Raw genomic sequence first — 16,027 nt, forward strand, 5'->3', positions numbered from 1 at the left:
GAAGATAAGACTGGTCGAATGTCTTTTCCTTCTCTCCTCTTCCCTGCCAAGGATCTCCTTGACTTCCGGTGGTGTCGCGGACGCTGTAATACTCTTCTTCGTCTCATCGTCTACTGTACCCGCTGGATTCTTGAGCCATCTTAAAGCAAGGACACAGCAGAAACCCATGAGAAACGTACTGAGCGCGTAGACTTCCGATTCGGACGCGTTCGTCCAGTAAGTGCTGCTGAACATGAGATAAAAAGAACCGATCACCGGTCCCGCCAGCCTGATAAACCTGCCGGCCATCGTTTTTCCGGCTCCGAACATCATCCTGACCACATTCGCCATAATGAGGTAGGCCATCAGTACTCCGAGAGCGGCTGATACGGTCGAAAGGAGATTGACCTTCTGTGCTGCTGACATAGCTAACGGCAGCAGGCAGAATACCCGACCGACAAGCACATAAAGCGGAGTGCCCGGAGAATGTGGGATTCCCAGAGAATACGACGCCGCTATGAACTCTCCCGCGTCCCAGAAGGACACTGTTACAGCCATCGTCATCAGATAGACGATCAGACTTATCAGGAATATCGCCGATGCGGTAATCCGGTTTACAGACCTGTCAGTCATTTCAATACCCTTTCTATCTTGAAATATCATCTCTTTCAGTCTAATAAATACTGATACAGGACTCTAGTCTTTTCCAGAGCGTTTTCTTATAAAAAAGAACACAGCCCCGATCAGACTGACCGCGACCTGAACTGCGTAAGTAACAAATTCCATCAATACAGCGAGTTCCTCCTGGATCCCGACCTGTGTAAACAGCACCATTCCAGCGCTCTCCCTGACACCAAGCCCGTTGATCGATATCGGAAGGATCATGATCAACCCCAGAAGCGGAACAAAGACAAAGAAATGAACCAGATCGATCCTGCCAAGAGTTATCCCCAAAGCGAGCCCGACCAGGACATGGGTCATTATGCGCAGCGTCTGGATCACGAGAGAAAGAAGCACTACACCCGCAAAAAGAGGCTTCCTGTCCCTGAGGCTTCCCATGTGTCCAAGTACCAGCACGATCTTCTCACCCAATCCCCAGATCCCTATCTTTCCTGAAAGCCGCCTGATGCTTCCGGATAACTTCCTGTTGAACGCGACAGCCAGCACAGCGATTATCAATCCCCCGAAAATACCAAGGTACAGCCCCGTGTTTTCTATGGTTCCTCCCGGGAAAACGATTATCGATGCCACGGCAGCCAGAAAACACAATCCTGTTATTCCAAAGACCCTGTCGAGAAGAGTCAAAGCAAAAACCCGGTGGGGATCGCTGCCCTCCTTGACCACATCGTATATCTTTATTGCATCCCCCCCCACATTGGCGGGAAGAAAATTATTAAAAAACAGGCCCACGAAATAATATGTAAATGTCGCTGAAAATCTCAGATCCACTCCACCCGCTCCGAGAAGCAGGTGCCACTGAAAGGCTCCGAGAAGACTGCTGAGAAAAAAGACAGCTACAGCGGAAGTGAGGAGTAGCAGATCGATATTTTTCAGATAGACAGCCAATTCACCTGGTGACTTCCTTTTAAGCAGGAATATAATCAGCCCCAGACTAACGACTATTTTCACCGTTTGCAGAGCCGCGTTCTTCAGCCGCAATCTAAATCCCCCGTTATTTCTGCCACGCCGGTCAATTCGAGCAACAGCTGTTCGGTCTCCCTGGCACACCTCTCCCAGGTCAGACTTCCGACTCTCTCGATCGCGTTCATGCTCATCGTGTTCCAGAGATCAGTGTCGCCAAGCAACTTTACAGCCTTCTCACCGAAAGCTACAACGTCACCGTACGGCACAAGGAATCCAGTCTTTCCATCGAGGACCGAATCCCTCAACCCCGGCCTGTCACTTGCCACTACGGGCACTCCACAGGCGTTTGCCTCCACCACAGTAAGCCCCCACCCCTCTTTGGGACTGGGATTGAAGAGCAGATGAGACCGGTTGATATATTCCACGATCTCCGTAGAACCCATATATCCGAGAAACTCGATCGAGTCTCCCAGTCCAAGCTGTGCAGCCTCCTTCTCAAGCTGCGGCCGATACGGCCCGTCTCCTATGATCGAAAGCCTGGCACCGGGCACTTTATCAGTCACAATCTTCATCGCCCTCATTGCTATTTCGACACTCTTGTATTTCCTGAGCCTGCCCAGATGGACTATCGTCGGCCTCGCAAATCTCTCGATGTCGAGATGCTTCCAGGTACCATGATCAAGCCCGCAGAGGACGACATCTATCCGGTCCCTGTCGATCCCTCTCGACGCAAGATCGTCCGCTGTACTCGGACTTATCACCATGAAACGGTTTTTCCTGAATACGGCCGGAATAAATCTTTCCATCAACAGTACGTATGTCCCTATCAGCCAGTTCGCTTCCCTGAACACTGTCGTACCGAAAAGATGCGGGATCACACCGACGACAGGAGTATCGGTAAAGAGAGGCATAAAGAACGGTAGCTTGTTAATATCCTCAAGAACGACATCATATCTGTTATTCTTCATATGCTTTCTGGCAAACATGGGAAGAACGAAATTCGCATCGTACCAGTGCCCGGCCCTCAGGATCCGGACCCCGTCGATTTCGTCCTGCCCCGAACAACCGGGGAATCCTGATGTGATCTCCGTCACTTCATGCCCCCATCGAGCCATATGCGAAAGGATCTCATGAATATGGACCTCGGCGCCTCCCGCTTCCGGATGTCTCATATCCCGCCAGTTTAGAGCAAGTACTTTCAAATGCAGATCCCTTATACCTTTCTGGCTATCGTTCCGATCACAACGGAAGTATGCAGCCCGAACCTCGTGGCCAGAAATCTTTCTCTTATACCCGTCAGGGCACGCCTCGATCCGGTGAATAGCTTCGGATACATCGGCAGAGTCATCCCAAACGGCATCAACCCTTTTCGAAGTATCCTGAACCAGATGGGCGGGTTGAGATATTCTCCATATGTCATGACGATCTCGTATGAGTTCTTTTTGAGCAGTCTTTCAAGCTCTCCGGGAGAAAATTCGGTCTCCCATCCGGCAAACCACTTGCCCATCGCTATGAAGATATGCTTCAAGGGCGTGTAATAGTGATACCGCTGGGGCACATCTACCAGAATATATCCACCTTTTTTCAGCACTCGGTGATGCTCCCTGATCATGTCGCCAGGATTGCGGAAATGTTCGAGAAGTCCTTGATGGAATACCAGGTCGAAAGTCCCTTCGGGGAATGGCAGGGCAAATGCATCGCCGCAGCATACGGAGACATCATCCTTCTGCGAAATCTGGCCCGAGATCATTCTAAGACTATCTGGAGAATAATCGAGAGATACGACCGAGGCACCTTTCCCGGCCATAAATATCCCGTCTCGTCCCGATCCGGCACCCACTTCCAGAATTTTTTTCCCGTCCAGGCCCTCAAGTCGTGAAAAATGTCGACTGACTCTTCCCTCGTTGTCGTATACCTCGGACAGTTCAGTCGACTTCTTCCAGAACTCGTTCCAATGCGTCTTTTCCGACACTCTGTTCGAACTCATCGGTGCCTCTCATATCGCCCCGGAGCGTCCGCCGGTAAAACACGACGGAAGCCCCTCTCCTGGCTGCTTCCGTCTCGCAATGACCGGATCCCGGGTTCAAAGACAATCTCTAATGGGTCCCGGGAGACAGTATTCCTGAAGACCCTTCCTCGAAGTATACACTAAAGGAGGGTGCAAGTATCCAATAAAACACAACCTTAACCAATTTTGCCCGGGTTCACGAACCCCCGTCTTCCCTGACTTCGCGAGCAAGCTTGTCAAGGATACCGTTCACGAATTTTCCAGCTTTGCTGGAGCTGAATTTGTGCGCGATCTCGATTGCCTCGTTAATGATCACGTTGACTGGGACTTCCTGGCAGTGTATCAGTTCAGCCAGCGCAATCCGAAGTATCATACGATCTATGATCGAGACTCTGTCAAACCGCCAGTTCTCCAGACTCTCAATGATCATTTTATCCAGCTCATCCTTCGATTCCGAGACATGGCGAACAATACGCCTGGCATACTCCTCCGCCTCCTCGGAAGGTTTCCTTCTCCCGAGCATGTCGACGAGTGCTTCCTCCCAGGCTTTGCCTGAGACTTCGGAAGCGTAAAGGGTCTGGAGAGCCGTTTCTCTGGCTTTTCTTCTGCGACTCATCTAACCCTCTATATCTTTCCACAGATTCGACATCTCGAGCGCAGATAGAGCTGCCTGCCACCCCTTGTTGCCAGCTTTGCTACCTGCCCTCTCAATCGCCTGTTCCTGAGTATCTGCCGTTATTATTCCGAAGGTGACGGGTTTCCCCGACTGGATGCCGATAGTCGACAGATCCTTGACCACCTGACCTGCCAGGATATCGAAATGAGGAGTCCCTCCCCTTATCAGGGTACCGAGACAGATGACTGCGTCAGAATCGCCTCCGGCCAGCTTCATAGCTACCTGGGGGATCTCAAAAGATCCAGGCACCCTGTACAGGGCTATATCACCTTCCGAGACACCGTGCCTCGTAAGGCAATCTATCGCCCCGCCTATCAGGCTTTCTGTCACAATCTCGTTAAATCTTCCGGCTACGATCGTAAAACGCAGCCCCTTACCTATCAGATGTCCAGCTTTTTCCACTGCCATACTTTCTCCTTTCGACAGCCATACAAAATATTCCTGTATTATCTCTATCCCAGATCACCGAAAAGATGGCCCAGTTTATCTCTCTTGGTGGAAAGATATCTCAGATTCCTTTTGTTCGGCTCTATCTCCAGTGGTAACCTTTCGACGATTTTCAACCCGTAGGCTTTCAGCCCGATTATCTTTTTGGGATTGTTGGTAAGTAGTCTGATCTTGTGCAGCCCCAGATCAGCCAGTATCTGCGCCCCCGTACCATAATCCCTCAGGTCAGCGGGAAATCCCAGTTCCTCATTCGCCTCCACTGTGTCGCGTCCCTTATCCTGAAGCTCATAGGCTTTGACTTTATTGACAAGCCCGATACCTCTGCCCTCCTGCTGGATATACAGAAGAACTCCGCTTTTTTCATCGGCGATCATCTTGAGCGCTGAATCGAGCTGATCCCCGCAATCGCAACGTAATGAATGGAAGACATCCCCGGTAAGGCACTGCGAATGCACTCGCACAAGTGAGGACTCATCGTTCCATGGCTCTCCCATTACCAGCGCGACACTCTCCGATCCATCTACCAGTCCCTCATAAGCAATGAGCCTGAACTCACCATACGCTGTCGGAAGGCTTGCCTCGGCACCTCGTCTTATGAGTTTTTCATTCCGTCTCCTGTACTCTATAAGGTCGGTGATCGTTATTATCTTCATCCCGTGTTTTTCTGCAAAAACTTCCAGTTGTGGCATTCGAGCCATAGACCCGTCCTCCGCCATTATCTCGCAAAGTAGCCCGCCGGGTTTGAGTCCTGAAAGCCTCGCTATGTCAACGGCCGCCTCCGTGTGTCCTGCCCGCCTGAGAACTCCGCTGTCGACAGCACGAAGAGGGAAAATATGACCCGGCCTTGCGAGATCCTCAGGCTTCGTTTCCGAATCGACCAGAACGCGCACAGTCTCGGCCCTGTCAAAAGCTGAGATACCAGTTGTAGTACCATGAACAGCATCGACCGATACGGTAAAGTTCGTGTTCAACCGCGCCGTATTTTCCTGCACCATCATTCCCAGCCTCAACTGGTCCAGTCTCTCACCCAACAGGGCTACACATATAAGGCCGCGTGCTTCTTTTACGATAAAATTAACGGCTTCCGCATCGACTTTTTCGGCGGCCATTATAATATCGCCCTCGTTCTCTCTACCCTCATCATCCACGACGATCACCATCCTGCCCTCGTGGATTTCTTTCAGTGCTTCTTCGATACTGCTGATACAGTTCACTTCTCCAATCCCTTCTTTTCAGTCCGCGTGGAGACGGACCGTTTATCGATTTGTCAATTTATCAACATATTTCGCGAGAATATCCACCTCTATATTGACATTGCTCCCGGGCCTCACGTTCCGGAGACATGTGTTTTCCATCGTATGGGGTATGATATAGACCTTGAAACTGTCTTTCGTCACATCGGGCCCCAGGGTCAGGCTTATACCATCTATAGCAACTGAACCCTTGGAAACAAGGAACCTGGTTATTTCGGGACTCACACCGATCTCTATGGAAAGAGGATCCCTGATAATGGTCCTTATTATTCCGGTTCCATCGATGTGCCCATTTACCAGATGTCCGCCCAACCTGTCACTCAGCATGAGTGCCCTCTCCAGGTTCACCTCCACACCCGGCCCCAGCCCACCAAGGTTGGTGACTCTCAGGGTCTCGGGGAGGACGTCACAGGCGAAGGTATCTTCGCGCAGCCATTTGATAGTCTGGCAGACTCCATTGACTGCTACACTGTCACCGTTCTTCAACCCGGTCAACGATGACTTGACGACGAGTTCCGCAGAAGTGGAACTTCTCTTCAGGTAAACGACCTTTCCAGTTTCTTCTATCAATCCGGTAAACATCTTCGTTCCTCCATAAGATCGTTCTCCGAAAGTAACAGCCTGTACCCGGTAATTCGTTCCCTGTCGTATATGGAAAGAACATCCTGGCCGATAGTCCTGCTACTTCCCAGAATGAGCCGGTCACCCTCACCATCAGGATACATGTCTGGTCCTGTCCAGTAGTCATTCGGGCCACCATCCAGAATCGGGGCATGGTAAACGATAAACCTGTCGAACAGGGCGCTACCTGCGACTGATGATGCGATCCTGCGTCCACCCTCGATCAGGACTGAAGAGATCTCGGCTGTTGAAACATGCTCTACCCATGCCTTCAGATCTATTCCGGTCCGATCTTCCGGCAGGAGTACCACCTCGACCCCATTGTCCTCAAACTCTTTTCTCATCTCCTCTGTTGCCCTTTCCGTACAGTAGAAGATCACCCTGTTCTCCCCGGGCTTCCACTGTACGGGAATGTCGGAAGAAAGTGATGAGTCAAACACCATACGGATCGGCGGGCCAGGAGCATCTCTGAAATATCGTCTGTCCAGCAAAGGCAGATCCGCCGCCAGGGTACCTGAACCCACCGCGATAGCTTCCATTGTCGTTCTCAGCCTGTGAACACTTTCCCTAGATTCATCTCCGGTAAACCAACCACCCTGCGGCACTGCAAGCCTTCCATCAAGTGTCATCGCAAGCTTCAGTACGATAAACGGTCTTCCTGTCATGGCCTTGTGCAGATATGGAAGGTTTAGTTCAACAGCTTCTTCATCCAGCACGCCTGTCTTGACATCGACCCCGTTCTCTCTCAAGATCCCGACACCTCTGCCCATCACCCGGGAGTCCGGATCCTTGATAGCGATAACGACACGTTCGATACCCGATTCCAGGATGGCATCTGTACACGGGGGTGTTTTTCCATGATGGCAACAAGGCTCAAGATTGATATAGAGTGTAGAGCCCCTGCTCCTGTCTCCAGCTGACCGTATCGCTTCAACCTCGGCGTGAGGGCCTCCAGCTTTTCCGTGAAATCCCTCACCCACTATTTCCCCTCCGGAGACTATTACAGCTCCGACAAGAGGATTGGGGAAAGTCCTGCCCAGCCCATTTGCAGCCAGGTCGAGAGTCCTTTTCATATATACAGTCTCGTCACTCAATGATATTCCGGTCCGGCGGCATTGGATAAGGGTTTTCGGGGATACGAAGGGACAAGGCACAAGCCCACCGAGGGCAAATGCCGCGCAGTTTAACCTTCTCCCATCCAGACTGTTACTGTCGGTACCGGAATTCCACCGGATCAGTGAACCTTTCGGTCCATTCGCGGACTTTTACCGCCGGGGGGGAATTACACCCCGCCCCGAAGGTCATGGGCCTTTTTCAAACCGGCCCGTGGTTGTATTATATCTGATTATGAGGCCTTGTCAAGGACGATAAGGTCTTTTACATCCGTGCCTAAAGTATTCTGAATCTGCCTACCAGCTGCTGAAGACTTTCGGCCATCTGGTCCAGCTCCTGTGCCTCGCGCATAGTCTCTTCGACACTGTTAGTCATACTCTCGGTTACGGTCAGATGTTCGCTGGCAGCATCGGCGATCTGCTGTATCATATCGCTGCTACCGGTAATCAGCTCTCTGATCTCACCAAGCGCGGAACCAGCTTCATTGGCAAAGCTTGACCCTTTCTGCACCTCATCCACATTCTCTTTCATCGAGGCGATCATCTGCCCCGAGTCTTCCTGAATTGTCGTGATCTTCGAAGAGATCTCTTTCGTCGCCTTTACAGTCCTCTCGGCCAGTTTTCTGATCTCGTCCGCGACGACCGAGAATCCCTTACCCTGCTCACCGGCTCTTGCCGCCTCGATAGCTGCGTTCAGCGCGAGCAGGTTGGTCTGGTCGGCGATCTCGTCAATAACATTGATGATCACATCGATCTCTCGCGAACTTCTCCCCAGTTCTTCCATCCTGTAAGCTGAATCTTCGATCTTCTGTGATATCCTGGTCATCCCTTCGACTGCTCTTTTCACCACATCTTCACCCTTTAACGCGGAATCCATCGCCTGCTTCGATCTTTTAGCGGCGGATATGGAATTCTGTGTGATCTGTCGTGTGTTGACACTAATCTCCTCTGTCGTTGTCGTCACATGCTGTGACGTGCTTGACAGCCTCGAGGAAGTATCGGCGACTTTTCTACTGGCATCGATCACCTGTTGAAGAGCGAGACTCATATCGTTGGCCATTATGTTGATCGAACTGGTAAGCTCACCTATCTCGTCATCACCTGTCACATCCATACGTGCGGTAAAATCGCCCAGAGCCAGGGTCTGTGCAAAATCCCTGAGCTTGAGTATCTGTTTTATCAGCGAATTGCCGATTATAAATGATAGAAGCATAAAGACTGCAGCCAGAAACCCCAGCGTTACCAGGCTGAACACTCTGTTGTCCCTGATCACTTTGTTGACCCTCCAATAGGACATCTCAAGTGCTATTATTCCGAGATATTTCCCATCCATTTTGACTGACCGGTAGATAAATAATCCTTCGTCCATCCTCTTGATGTAAATTTCCTCACCTTCCGGGATATCCTCTGTCGGTACTGTTCCCCTTTCCTGGCCCGCGTCAACACGCAGATTTGCTACGATCTCCTTCTCGGAATCATAGATCGTGATCGCTATGAATTCGTTCATTTCTTTTAGTGACTGAAGCGTCTCCATAGTAGCTTCATAATCGTTGAATTCGAGGCTGGCCGATATATTGAATGCGATAATTCGTGTAATATCGAGCATTTTCGTCTCGAGATCGTTGATCGTCATCTTCCTGTAATGAGCCTCTTCGTAAAAAGCGTTTATGACCGTGACAAGCATCACGACCAGGAATGTAGACATGATCAGGCGAGTCTTGATTGATTTGACTTGTAGAACTTTTTTCATCCATCTACCTCGCAAGATTAATAGTTTGTTTCAGTAATCTCTTCGGTAAAGGAATGAAATAGTTTAAGGAAAATTTTATATCAGGGAGAAAAGTTTCGTTGACGGAAATTGCTTTCCATCAAAGGAGAAGTGCTTCCACGAAGGAATTGTGATCGAACGGTTCTATATCTTCCACTCCTTCACCCGTACCGGCATAAAGGACCGGAACCCCCAGATTCTTCTGCACAGGGATCACAATACCCCCTTTGGCTGTACTGTCAAGCTTTGTAAGGACCAGTCCGGTCACCGGAAGATCCCTGACAAACACCTCTGCCTGCCTGAAGCTGTTCTGGCCGAAGTTTGCATCGAGAACAAGCCACGCTTCTATGGCTATTCCCTCGATCTTTCCTGAAAGTACCCTGAATATCTTTCTGAGTTCTTCCATCAGATTCGCTTTGGTATGAAGCCGGCCAGCGGTATCCACGATCACTATATCGACACCCTTCGCCTTCGCTGAACTCACAGCATCGAAGGCTACAGCAGCGGGATCCGAGCCCATCTTCTGCCTCACCACCGAAACGCCCGTCTTCTCCGCCCATAGTTCAAGTTGATCGATGGCAGCAGCCCTGAATGTATCACAAGCAGCGAGCAATACACTTTTTCCTTCAGCCTTGAAAAGTCCGGAAAGTTTGCCGATAGTCGAAGTCTTTCCGACGCCGTTCACCCCTACGATCACAATCACCCTCGGAACACCATCGGGCTCCTTATAGGGAGGAATCTCATCCATCACTCCCAGCAGTTCATCTGAAACAAGCGAGATAAAGTCCGGGTCCGGGCCCGATCCCGAACAGAGCCTCTCCCTGACTTTTTCGATGATCCTCTCCGTTGTATCGACTCCGATATCCGCGGAAAAAAGAAGGGCCTCAAGCTCCTCGATATCATCTTCATCAAGTCTTCCACTGGAGAATATCTTTTGAAGTGGGCCAAAAAGGCGATCCCTGGTCTTCTTCAGACCTCTGAAAAGGCGCTTCAATCTCTCACCGCTTCCTAATTCGATGTTACAGGCACAGCTATCGACTCATTTTCCGAAGTGTTGCGGCTTTCCATTACTTCCTCGATTTCGGTCAGGTTGACCGATACTATCTTCGAAACACCTTTCTCCTGCATCGTCACTCCGAAGAGAGAATCGGCAGCTTCCATAGTCCGCTTATTATGCGTGATTATTACGAATTGCGTCTCTTCCGAGAATTTCTTGAGCATTCTGACAAACCTCTCGACATTGGCATCGTCCAGAGGCGCATCGACTTCGTCGAAGATACAGAACGGACTCGGCTTTGCCTTGTACAGTGCGAACAGAAGTGATATCGCCGTCAGGGCTCTTTCGCCTCCAGACAGCAGAGATATATCCTGCAAACGTTTGCCCTTCGGCCTTGCCGAGATTATGATATCAGCCTCAAGAGGATCGCTGCTTTCCCCCAGGCTCAATGAAGCTTCGCCCCCCTCAAACAATACTTCGAATATCTGTGCGAAATGCCCCTTCACTATCTCGAAAGTCTCGACAAAAAGCTTCCTTGCTCTCTTGTTGATCTTCATTATAGCCTGTTCAAGTTCTTCTTTTGCCTGAACGAGGTCTTCCTTCTGACTTACTAGAAAATCAAGACGCTCTTTCTTTTCGTCGTATTCCTCTATGGCTGCAAGGTTCACGGGGCCCAGGCTACCCAGTTTTCTTTTCTCACTCTCGAGCATGTCGGGAGTGACCGCCTTCTCTTCCTCTGTCAGGGGTATCTCGACACCTTCCAGATAGCAGTCCAGGTCCTCGTTGTACAGTTCCCGGGCCTTCTCGACTGTTTCGGACATCCTCGTATCTATATTTGAAAGTCTTATCTTTACATCGTTGATCCTGGTGAAGATCCTTTCCCTGGCCAGTTGCCTCTCCCTGAGGTCCTTCTCCATACTATTTATCACCGAGCGCTTCTCTTCAAGCAGGCCTGTCAGTTCATCTATCTCCTGCTGAAATTCATTCTCCTGACGGACATGTTCGCCGACGATCGATCTTTCCTCCTCTATATTGACAAGAAGGTTCGAAGATTCTTCCCTTGATGCCTCGATCTCTCCAGTCCGCTGCTCAGTGATCGTCTGGAACTGCTTCGTCATCTCTTCCAGACCCTTTATCTCTTCCCTGTGCCTGTCCAGGATACCCTGCAGAGAGGCAAGGTCGACTTTCTTTTCGGTCAAAGAGCTCTCGTGTCTGGCTTTCTCGGCCAGCAGGGTGGAGAGTTCACCCTCCAGAGTTGTAACCATGGACACATCGCCCGTATTCTGATGCATAGCAAGAGTAAGTCTGGCTTCCTCCAGCTTCGAAAGCGTTTCAACGCGGGAGTTCTCGATCTCATCCATCGATTTCATGAGAAGGGAGCACTTCTCCTTTTTCATTATGTAATCGCGCTCGACTTCCCTCATCTTCTCCCTGCTGTCAGCCACTTCATTCCTTGCCGTGACTATATCTGAATCAAGTTCGGAAACCTTTCTCCGAAGTTCCTCTTTCTCTCTCTTTTCCCTTTCGCATCCAGCTTCTTCCTCCGAAGCATCCCTTTTGAGAGATACTATATTCTCCTTCATCTTCTCAATCTCTTCACCCCTTCCAAGTAAAGAGACTTCTTCTTCACCCGGAGAACCACAGAAATATATACCTTTTCCCTTGCAGAAATATATTCCGGTCACAGTGACAGCATCGAACACATTTCCAGCTTCCGAACTTATAAAGGAGATAGCGCTTTCTGGATCTTCGAATACAAGAGTCGTACCGAGGAGTGCATCGATCATTTCCCTCTTTGCGGCGTCTATCTCGATGAGAGAACTCAACCTGCCGACCAGACCCTGAACATCCGCAGGAACATCGTTCTGCCCGGCACGGTCCATCTCCTCGACGAACAGCCTTACCCCACCCAGCTTCTTGGATGAGAGCTCCTCGATCAGGCCCATCGCTCCAGCCATACTGTCCACCACTACTCCGTCCGTCATTCCTCCCAGCACAGATTCGAGAGCTGGTCTGTAAATATCGTCGATCTTCATGATCTCGGCCAACGGCCCCCTGACATGATCGTCACTTTTTTTCAGGATATAGCGGGCTCCACCGGGGAACCCTTCGAAATTCTCCTTCATCCTGCTGTACAGGTCATGCCTGCTTCTCAACCGGGCCAGTTCTGTATTCATCTCCGCCAGGGACCTTTCCCTCGTGGAAAGAGATTCTCCGACAGATTCGATCCTGGATGTGGATTCTTCACGCGCCTTCTCCAGCATATTGAGTCTTTCCTGCTGGTCAGACAGGGTGGATTCCCTTTCCCCCTTGAGGCCTGCCAGATCCGCGATCTCGATTTCGAGACTCAATATACGTTCCCTCATCTGCAAGGACCTCTCATCGAGCTCCTTCAAAACCGCCTCGAAATGATCCTGGCTGCTCTTGACCCTGACCTGATCCTGAAGAAAATCGAGTTGTGTCTGTTTAAGATCGATCAACTCGGACTGTATCCTCTCGATCCGCACCGATATTTCCTCAAATCTTCCTCCAAGGCTTTTTATCTCTTCGCGTTCCAGGGCGATCTTCTCGGATGTGACATCCTCCTCCACCCTTGCTCCACTTATCCTGCCGGTGATCTTCCCGATGCGGACACCGGCCTCCTCGATCTCGTGGAGGGCCCGTTTGATCCTTCTTTCCGCTTCACCCTTACGCTCGGTATACTGAATGATCTTTTCCTCGGAAGTCTGTATCCGCCTCCGCACTTCGTACCTGCGGTTCTGAAGGTCCGTGTTCCGCTGTTCATTTTCGATCAGCTTGAGCTTCGCATCCTCCACTCTTTTCTGATTCTCACCCAGCGAATCATCATCCTGCCTGGAGATATCCATAGACTCTGACAGATCCTCCCCAGCCACCCTCTTTTCAGATAGAAGGCCCGAAAGGGTAGACCTGAGCCTTATCATACTCCACTGCCTGATCCTTTCACTGAGCGTCTTGTAACGCCTCGTCTTGCCTACCTGGTACTTGAGCGAGCGTACATTCTTGTCCAGCTCGTCGAGAATATCGTCCAGCCGGAGAAGATCAGCTTCCGTCAGTTTGAGTTTTCTTTTCGCCTCTTCCCTTCTCATCCTGTATTTGACTATACCCGAGGCTTCCTCGAACATGTTCCGCCGTTCACCGTGAGCATCGTTCAGGACATACTCTATCATCTCCTGCTCGATCACGGCGTATGAGTGGCTGCCTGTACCCGTATCGGCAAAAAGCTCCCTGATATCCTTGAGCCTGCACGGAGTCTTGTTGATGAAATACTCGCTTATACCGGAACGATATACTTTCCTCGTTATTGTGATCTCCGAATAGTCCACCGGGAAATAGCCCTTCTCGTTACTGATCGTCATATTGACAACCGCATAACCCAGGGGTTTGTGTATCTGTGTCCCGTTGAATATGACGTTTTCCATTTTGCTGCTTCTCAGCTGCCGGGCGCTCTGTTCACCGAGGACCCACCTGACTGCATCGACAACATTCGTCTTTCCGCATCCGTTCGGTCCGAGTATGGCCGTCACGCCATCACGAAAATCCAGACTCACGGGGGACATGAAAGATTTAAACCCAACCAGCTCAAGCCTCGATAGACTCACCCTCTTCTACCTCCACTAAGAATACTTCGTTTTAATATTTCAATGTCACTACTCTGGTGTATGCGATACGCCTCAATTCTCCCAACTGCACTCTGACCGCATCGGCTTCTTCCCTGTTATCAAACTCTCCGACATAGACCCTGTACCATGCCTTCCCCTTCACATCCACTTCCTTGACGCTTACCTCATATCCATTATCCTCAAGATAATCAGTCTCCGCGCCGGCTCTCGACATATCCTTGAATGAAGCGACATGAATGGTGTAATACGAACCCGCAGGCGCGGGAGTCCGGATCTCAGGCGCCGGTTCTTCATCGATGTCTGTATCCCCGGTTTCTTCCACATCTGTTACCTGGCGGTCGGTTCCCGGTCCGGGAGTGACCTCAGCCTCTTCACCTGGGATTTTTCCCTCGACCGACTCCTGACCTGTGGCGCCATTTTCTTCAGGACCGGCTTCCGCAGTATCCGATCCTCCGGTCCGTGACGCCATCTCGCGAGCATCCTGTTGTTTCTGCACAAGCGCAGTCATCTTACCTGATCCTTCTTGCTCCTGAGTGGACCTCTCAAGCATGACCCACCAGATAATAAAAGCCACGATTACGACCGGAATACCGATCGCAAACAACCTTGGCAGACTTATCCTGCCCCGGCCGCTTTTCTTTATCGAATCGATCTCCTCCGATTTCTCCAGAAATGCCGCTTCCTGACCTTCATCCTCTTCTATCGTCTCCTGTATCTCAGATTCAGGATCGAGATCCAGGACATCCTCATCATCGCCTTCGATCTCAGAAACGGGGGAAGCTTCCTCCTGGTCCTCTTTGGCTGGTGCCTTTCCCATACGGCTGCAGAAACAGATAAGATCGACCTTTGACGCGTGCTCACCAGTGTCGGAAATCCTCTTTTCGAGACCACCCTCTTCCAGATCGTCAATCCTGCAACATAGAAGAATACTATCCGCCATTCCGATCAGCGGATTGATGGCTTCGTCCTCTGCGTAGAGGGTCGAACAATAGATGATCACATCGGCTTTTCCTGCCAGAAATTCACGGACTTTCGAAAATTCCTTCAAGGCAAAGGGAATCGTCCTGGACACAGGAAATGACCCTGGCCCAGTCACATTAACGTTATCTATACCGGTAGCCTTCATCACCGATTTCAGGGAACTGCCGTACAGAAGAAGATCCAGAAATCCGTGATCCTCGATATTCCTGATCAGTCCGCTCAGGCCCGGGACCAGGAAATCACAGTCCACAATAAGAACCTTTTTTCCGTGTTTCGCGATGTTATGAGCCACTTGGAGTACTGTAAAATCTCTCGAGATCCTCTCCTCGCCGACTGAAAGAGCCAGCAGAGAGAATCCGCCGCTATCCTTCAGTTTCTTCTCGAAACCCGAACTGACAGCGTTGAAATGTTCAAGGTCGCGCGAAGAAGAGAAATCGCCTTCCTCCATGAAAGTAAGCATCTCCGATTCATCGAGGAATATGGAGAATCCTTCTCCACCAAAACCCTTCCTGGGGTCTTCATCCGGGAAACATTTACCTTCATCACCCATGCTCATTATTCCTTCCCTGAGATTCTATTTATTCCCTCTTCGAGGCTGTCCAGAAGGATCTGTTCCTCGTCTTCCGCGACTGTCCTCATATCAAGATATACGCTTTCTTCTTTGATCCGAACGAATACAGCAGGATCCATGATCCTCATCCTGGAAGCCAGATCGGATGCCCGGCTTCTCCCGGTCCGAATCTCCACAAGGACGGTCGGTAGAGGATCGAGAGGGAAACTACCTCCACCGATCGAGGACTCACCCTCGACAAGCTCGATCTCCACACTCTCTCCAGTCCTTTCCCTGAGTGCCGACGAGAAAACCTCCGCCCTTTGCGCGATCTCAGCACTGGTCGTCATTATCAAATTCAGCGTGGGGATCATAGTGGTCTCTCCCCGCCAATATCTCACCAGAACGGC

The 16,027-nt window shown here is 50.6% G+C and carries 14 protein-coding genes and 1 riboswitch; all 14 genes read right to left on the reverse strand.

Annotation, left to right across the window (positions count from 1 at the left end; all coding sequences use genetic code 11):
* Window positions 1-612 (reverse strand): DUF2723 domain-containing protein (locus KOO63_10510; GenBank protein MBU8922237.1); only part of this gene is annotated, 612 nt, incomplete at its 3' end.
* Window positions 613-675: 63 nt separating this feature from the next.
* Window positions 676-1,638: a flippase-like domain-containing protein gene (locus tag KOO63_10515; GenBank protein MBU8922238.1), complete on the reverse strand. Its 963-nt coding sequence runs from the start codon at window positions 1,636-1,638 to the stop codon at window positions 676-678.
* The gene (locus KOO63_10520; protein MBU8922239.1) at window positions 1,629-2,735 is read right to left on the reverse strand and encodes a glycosyltransferase family 4 protein; all 1,107 of its coding nucleotides are present in this window, start codon (window positions 2,733-2,735) and stop codon (window positions 1,629-1,631) included. Before KOO63_10520 ends, KOO63_10515 begins: the two co-directional genes overlap by 10 nt.
* Before the next feature lie 41 nt (window positions 2,736-2,776).
* Window positions 2,777-3,550, reverse strand: a complete 774-nt coding sequence (locus KOO63_10525) for a class I SAM-dependent methyltransferase (GenBank protein ID MBU8922240.1) — start codon at window positions 3,548-3,550, stop codon at window positions 2,777-2,779.
* Window positions 3,551-3,767: 217 nt separating this feature from the next.
* Window positions 3,768-4,187 carry a transcription antitermination factor NusB gene (gene nusB, locus KOO63_10530; GenBank protein ID MBU8922241.1) on the reverse strand — a complete coding sequence of 140 codons (420 nt, stop codon included), beginning with the start codon at window positions 4,185-4,187 and terminating at the stop codon, window positions 3,768-3,770.
* A complete protein-coding gene (ribH, locus tag KOO63_10535; protein MBU8922242.1) occupies window positions 4,188-4,655 on the reverse strand; it encodes a 6,7-dimethyl-8-ribityllumazine synthase in 468 nt (155 codons plus the stop codon). It lies immediately after the preceding gene.
* 44 nt (window positions 4,656-4,699) lie between these two features.
* On the reverse strand, window positions 4,700-5,917 hold the full coding sequence (locus tag KOO63_10540) for a bifunctional 3,4-dihydroxy-2-butanone-4-phosphate synthase/GTP cyclohydrolase II (GenBank protein ID MBU8922243.1): 1,218 nt from the start codon (window positions 5,915-5,917) through the stop codon (window positions 4,700-4,702).
* Between the two features lie 33 nt (window positions 5,918-5,950).
* On the reverse strand, window positions 5,951-6,529 hold the full coding sequence (locus KOO63_10545) for a riboflavin synthase (GenBank protein MBU8922244.1): 579 nt from the start codon (window positions 6,527-6,529) through the stop codon (window positions 5,951-5,953).
* A complete protein-coding gene (ribD, locus tag KOO63_10550; GenBank protein MBU8922245.1) occupies window positions 6,514-7,662 on the reverse strand; it encodes a bifunctional diaminohydroxyphosphoribosylaminopyrimidine deaminase/5-amino-6-(5-phosphoribosylamino)uracil reductase RibD in 1,149 nt (382 codons plus the stop codon). The genes KOO63_10545 and ribD overlap by 16 nt, the downstream gene beginning before the upstream one ends.
* An 88-nt stretch (window positions 7,663-7,750) precedes the next feature.
* Window positions 7,751-7,874: riboswitch (FMN riboswitch) on the reverse strand.
* Between the two features lie 83 nt (window positions 7,875-7,957).
* The gene (locus KOO63_10555) at window positions 7,958-9,430 is read right to left on the reverse strand and encodes a HAMP domain-containing protein (protein MBU8922246.1); all 1,473 of its coding nucleotides are present in this window, start codon (window positions 9,428-9,430) and stop codon (window positions 7,958-7,960) included.
* A gap of 118 nt (window positions 9,431-9,548) precedes the next feature.
* Window positions 9,549-10,442 (reverse strand): signal recognition particle-docking protein FtsY, encoded by an 894-nt coding sequence (gene ftsY, locus KOO63_10560; GenBank protein ID MBU8922247.1) that lies wholly within the window; start codon window positions 10,440-10,442, stop codon window positions 9,549-9,551.
* A 14-nt stretch (window positions 10,443-10,456) separates the two neighbouring features.
* Window positions 10,457-14,065, reverse strand: coding sequence for a chromosome segregation protein SMC (gene smc, locus KOO63_10565; GenBank protein MBU8922248.1), 3,609 nt, complete (start codon window positions 14,063-14,065; stop codon window positions 10,457-10,459).
* A 31-nt stretch (window positions 14,066-14,096) separates the two neighbouring features.
* Window positions 14,097-15,623, reverse strand: coding sequence for an SPOR domain-containing protein (locus KOO63_10570; protein ID MBU8922249.1), 1,527 nt, complete (start codon window positions 15,621-15,623; stop codon window positions 14,097-14,099).
* Window positions 15,623-16,027 (reverse strand): hypothetical protein (locus KOO63_10575; GenBank protein ID MBU8922250.1); only part of this gene is annotated, 405 nt, incomplete at its 5' end. The genes KOO63_10575 and KOO63_10570, both read right to left, overlap by 1 nt.

The organism is Candidatus Latescibacterota bacterium, assembly GCA_019038625.1.
Taxonomy (GTDB): domain Bacteria; phylum Krumholzibacteriota; class Krumholzibacteriia; order Krumholzibacteriales; family Krumholzibacteriaceae; genus JAGLYV01.

Coding starts and splice junctions, on each gene's coding strand:
- KOO63_10520 (MBU8922239.1), bottom strand. CDS start 2,735: ATGAGACATCCGGAAGCGGGAGGCGCCGAGGTCCATATTCATGAGATC.
- KOO63_10525 (MBU8922240.1), bottom strand. CDS start 3,550: ATGAGTTCGAACAGAGTGTCGGAAAAGACGCATTGGAACGAGTTCTGG.
- nusB (MBU8922241.1), bottom strand. CDS start 4,187: ATGAGTCGCAGAAGAAAAGCCAGAGAAACGGCTCTCCAGACCCTTTAC.
- ribH (MBU8922242.1), bottom strand. CDS start 4,655: ATGGCAGTGGAAAAAGCTGGACATCTGATAGGTAAGGGGCTGCGTTTT.
- KOO63_10545 (MBU8922244.1), bottom strand. CDS start 6,529: ATGTTTACCGGATTGATAGAAGAAACTGGAAAGGTCGTTTACCTGAAG.
- KOO63_10555 (MBU8922246.1), bottom strand. CDS start 9,430: ATGAAAAAAGTTCTACAAGTCAAATCAATCAAGACTCGCCTGATCATG.
- KOO63_10570 (MBU8922249.1), bottom strand. CDS start 15,623: ATGAGCATGGGTGATGAAGGTAAATGTTTCCCGGATGAAGACCCCAGG.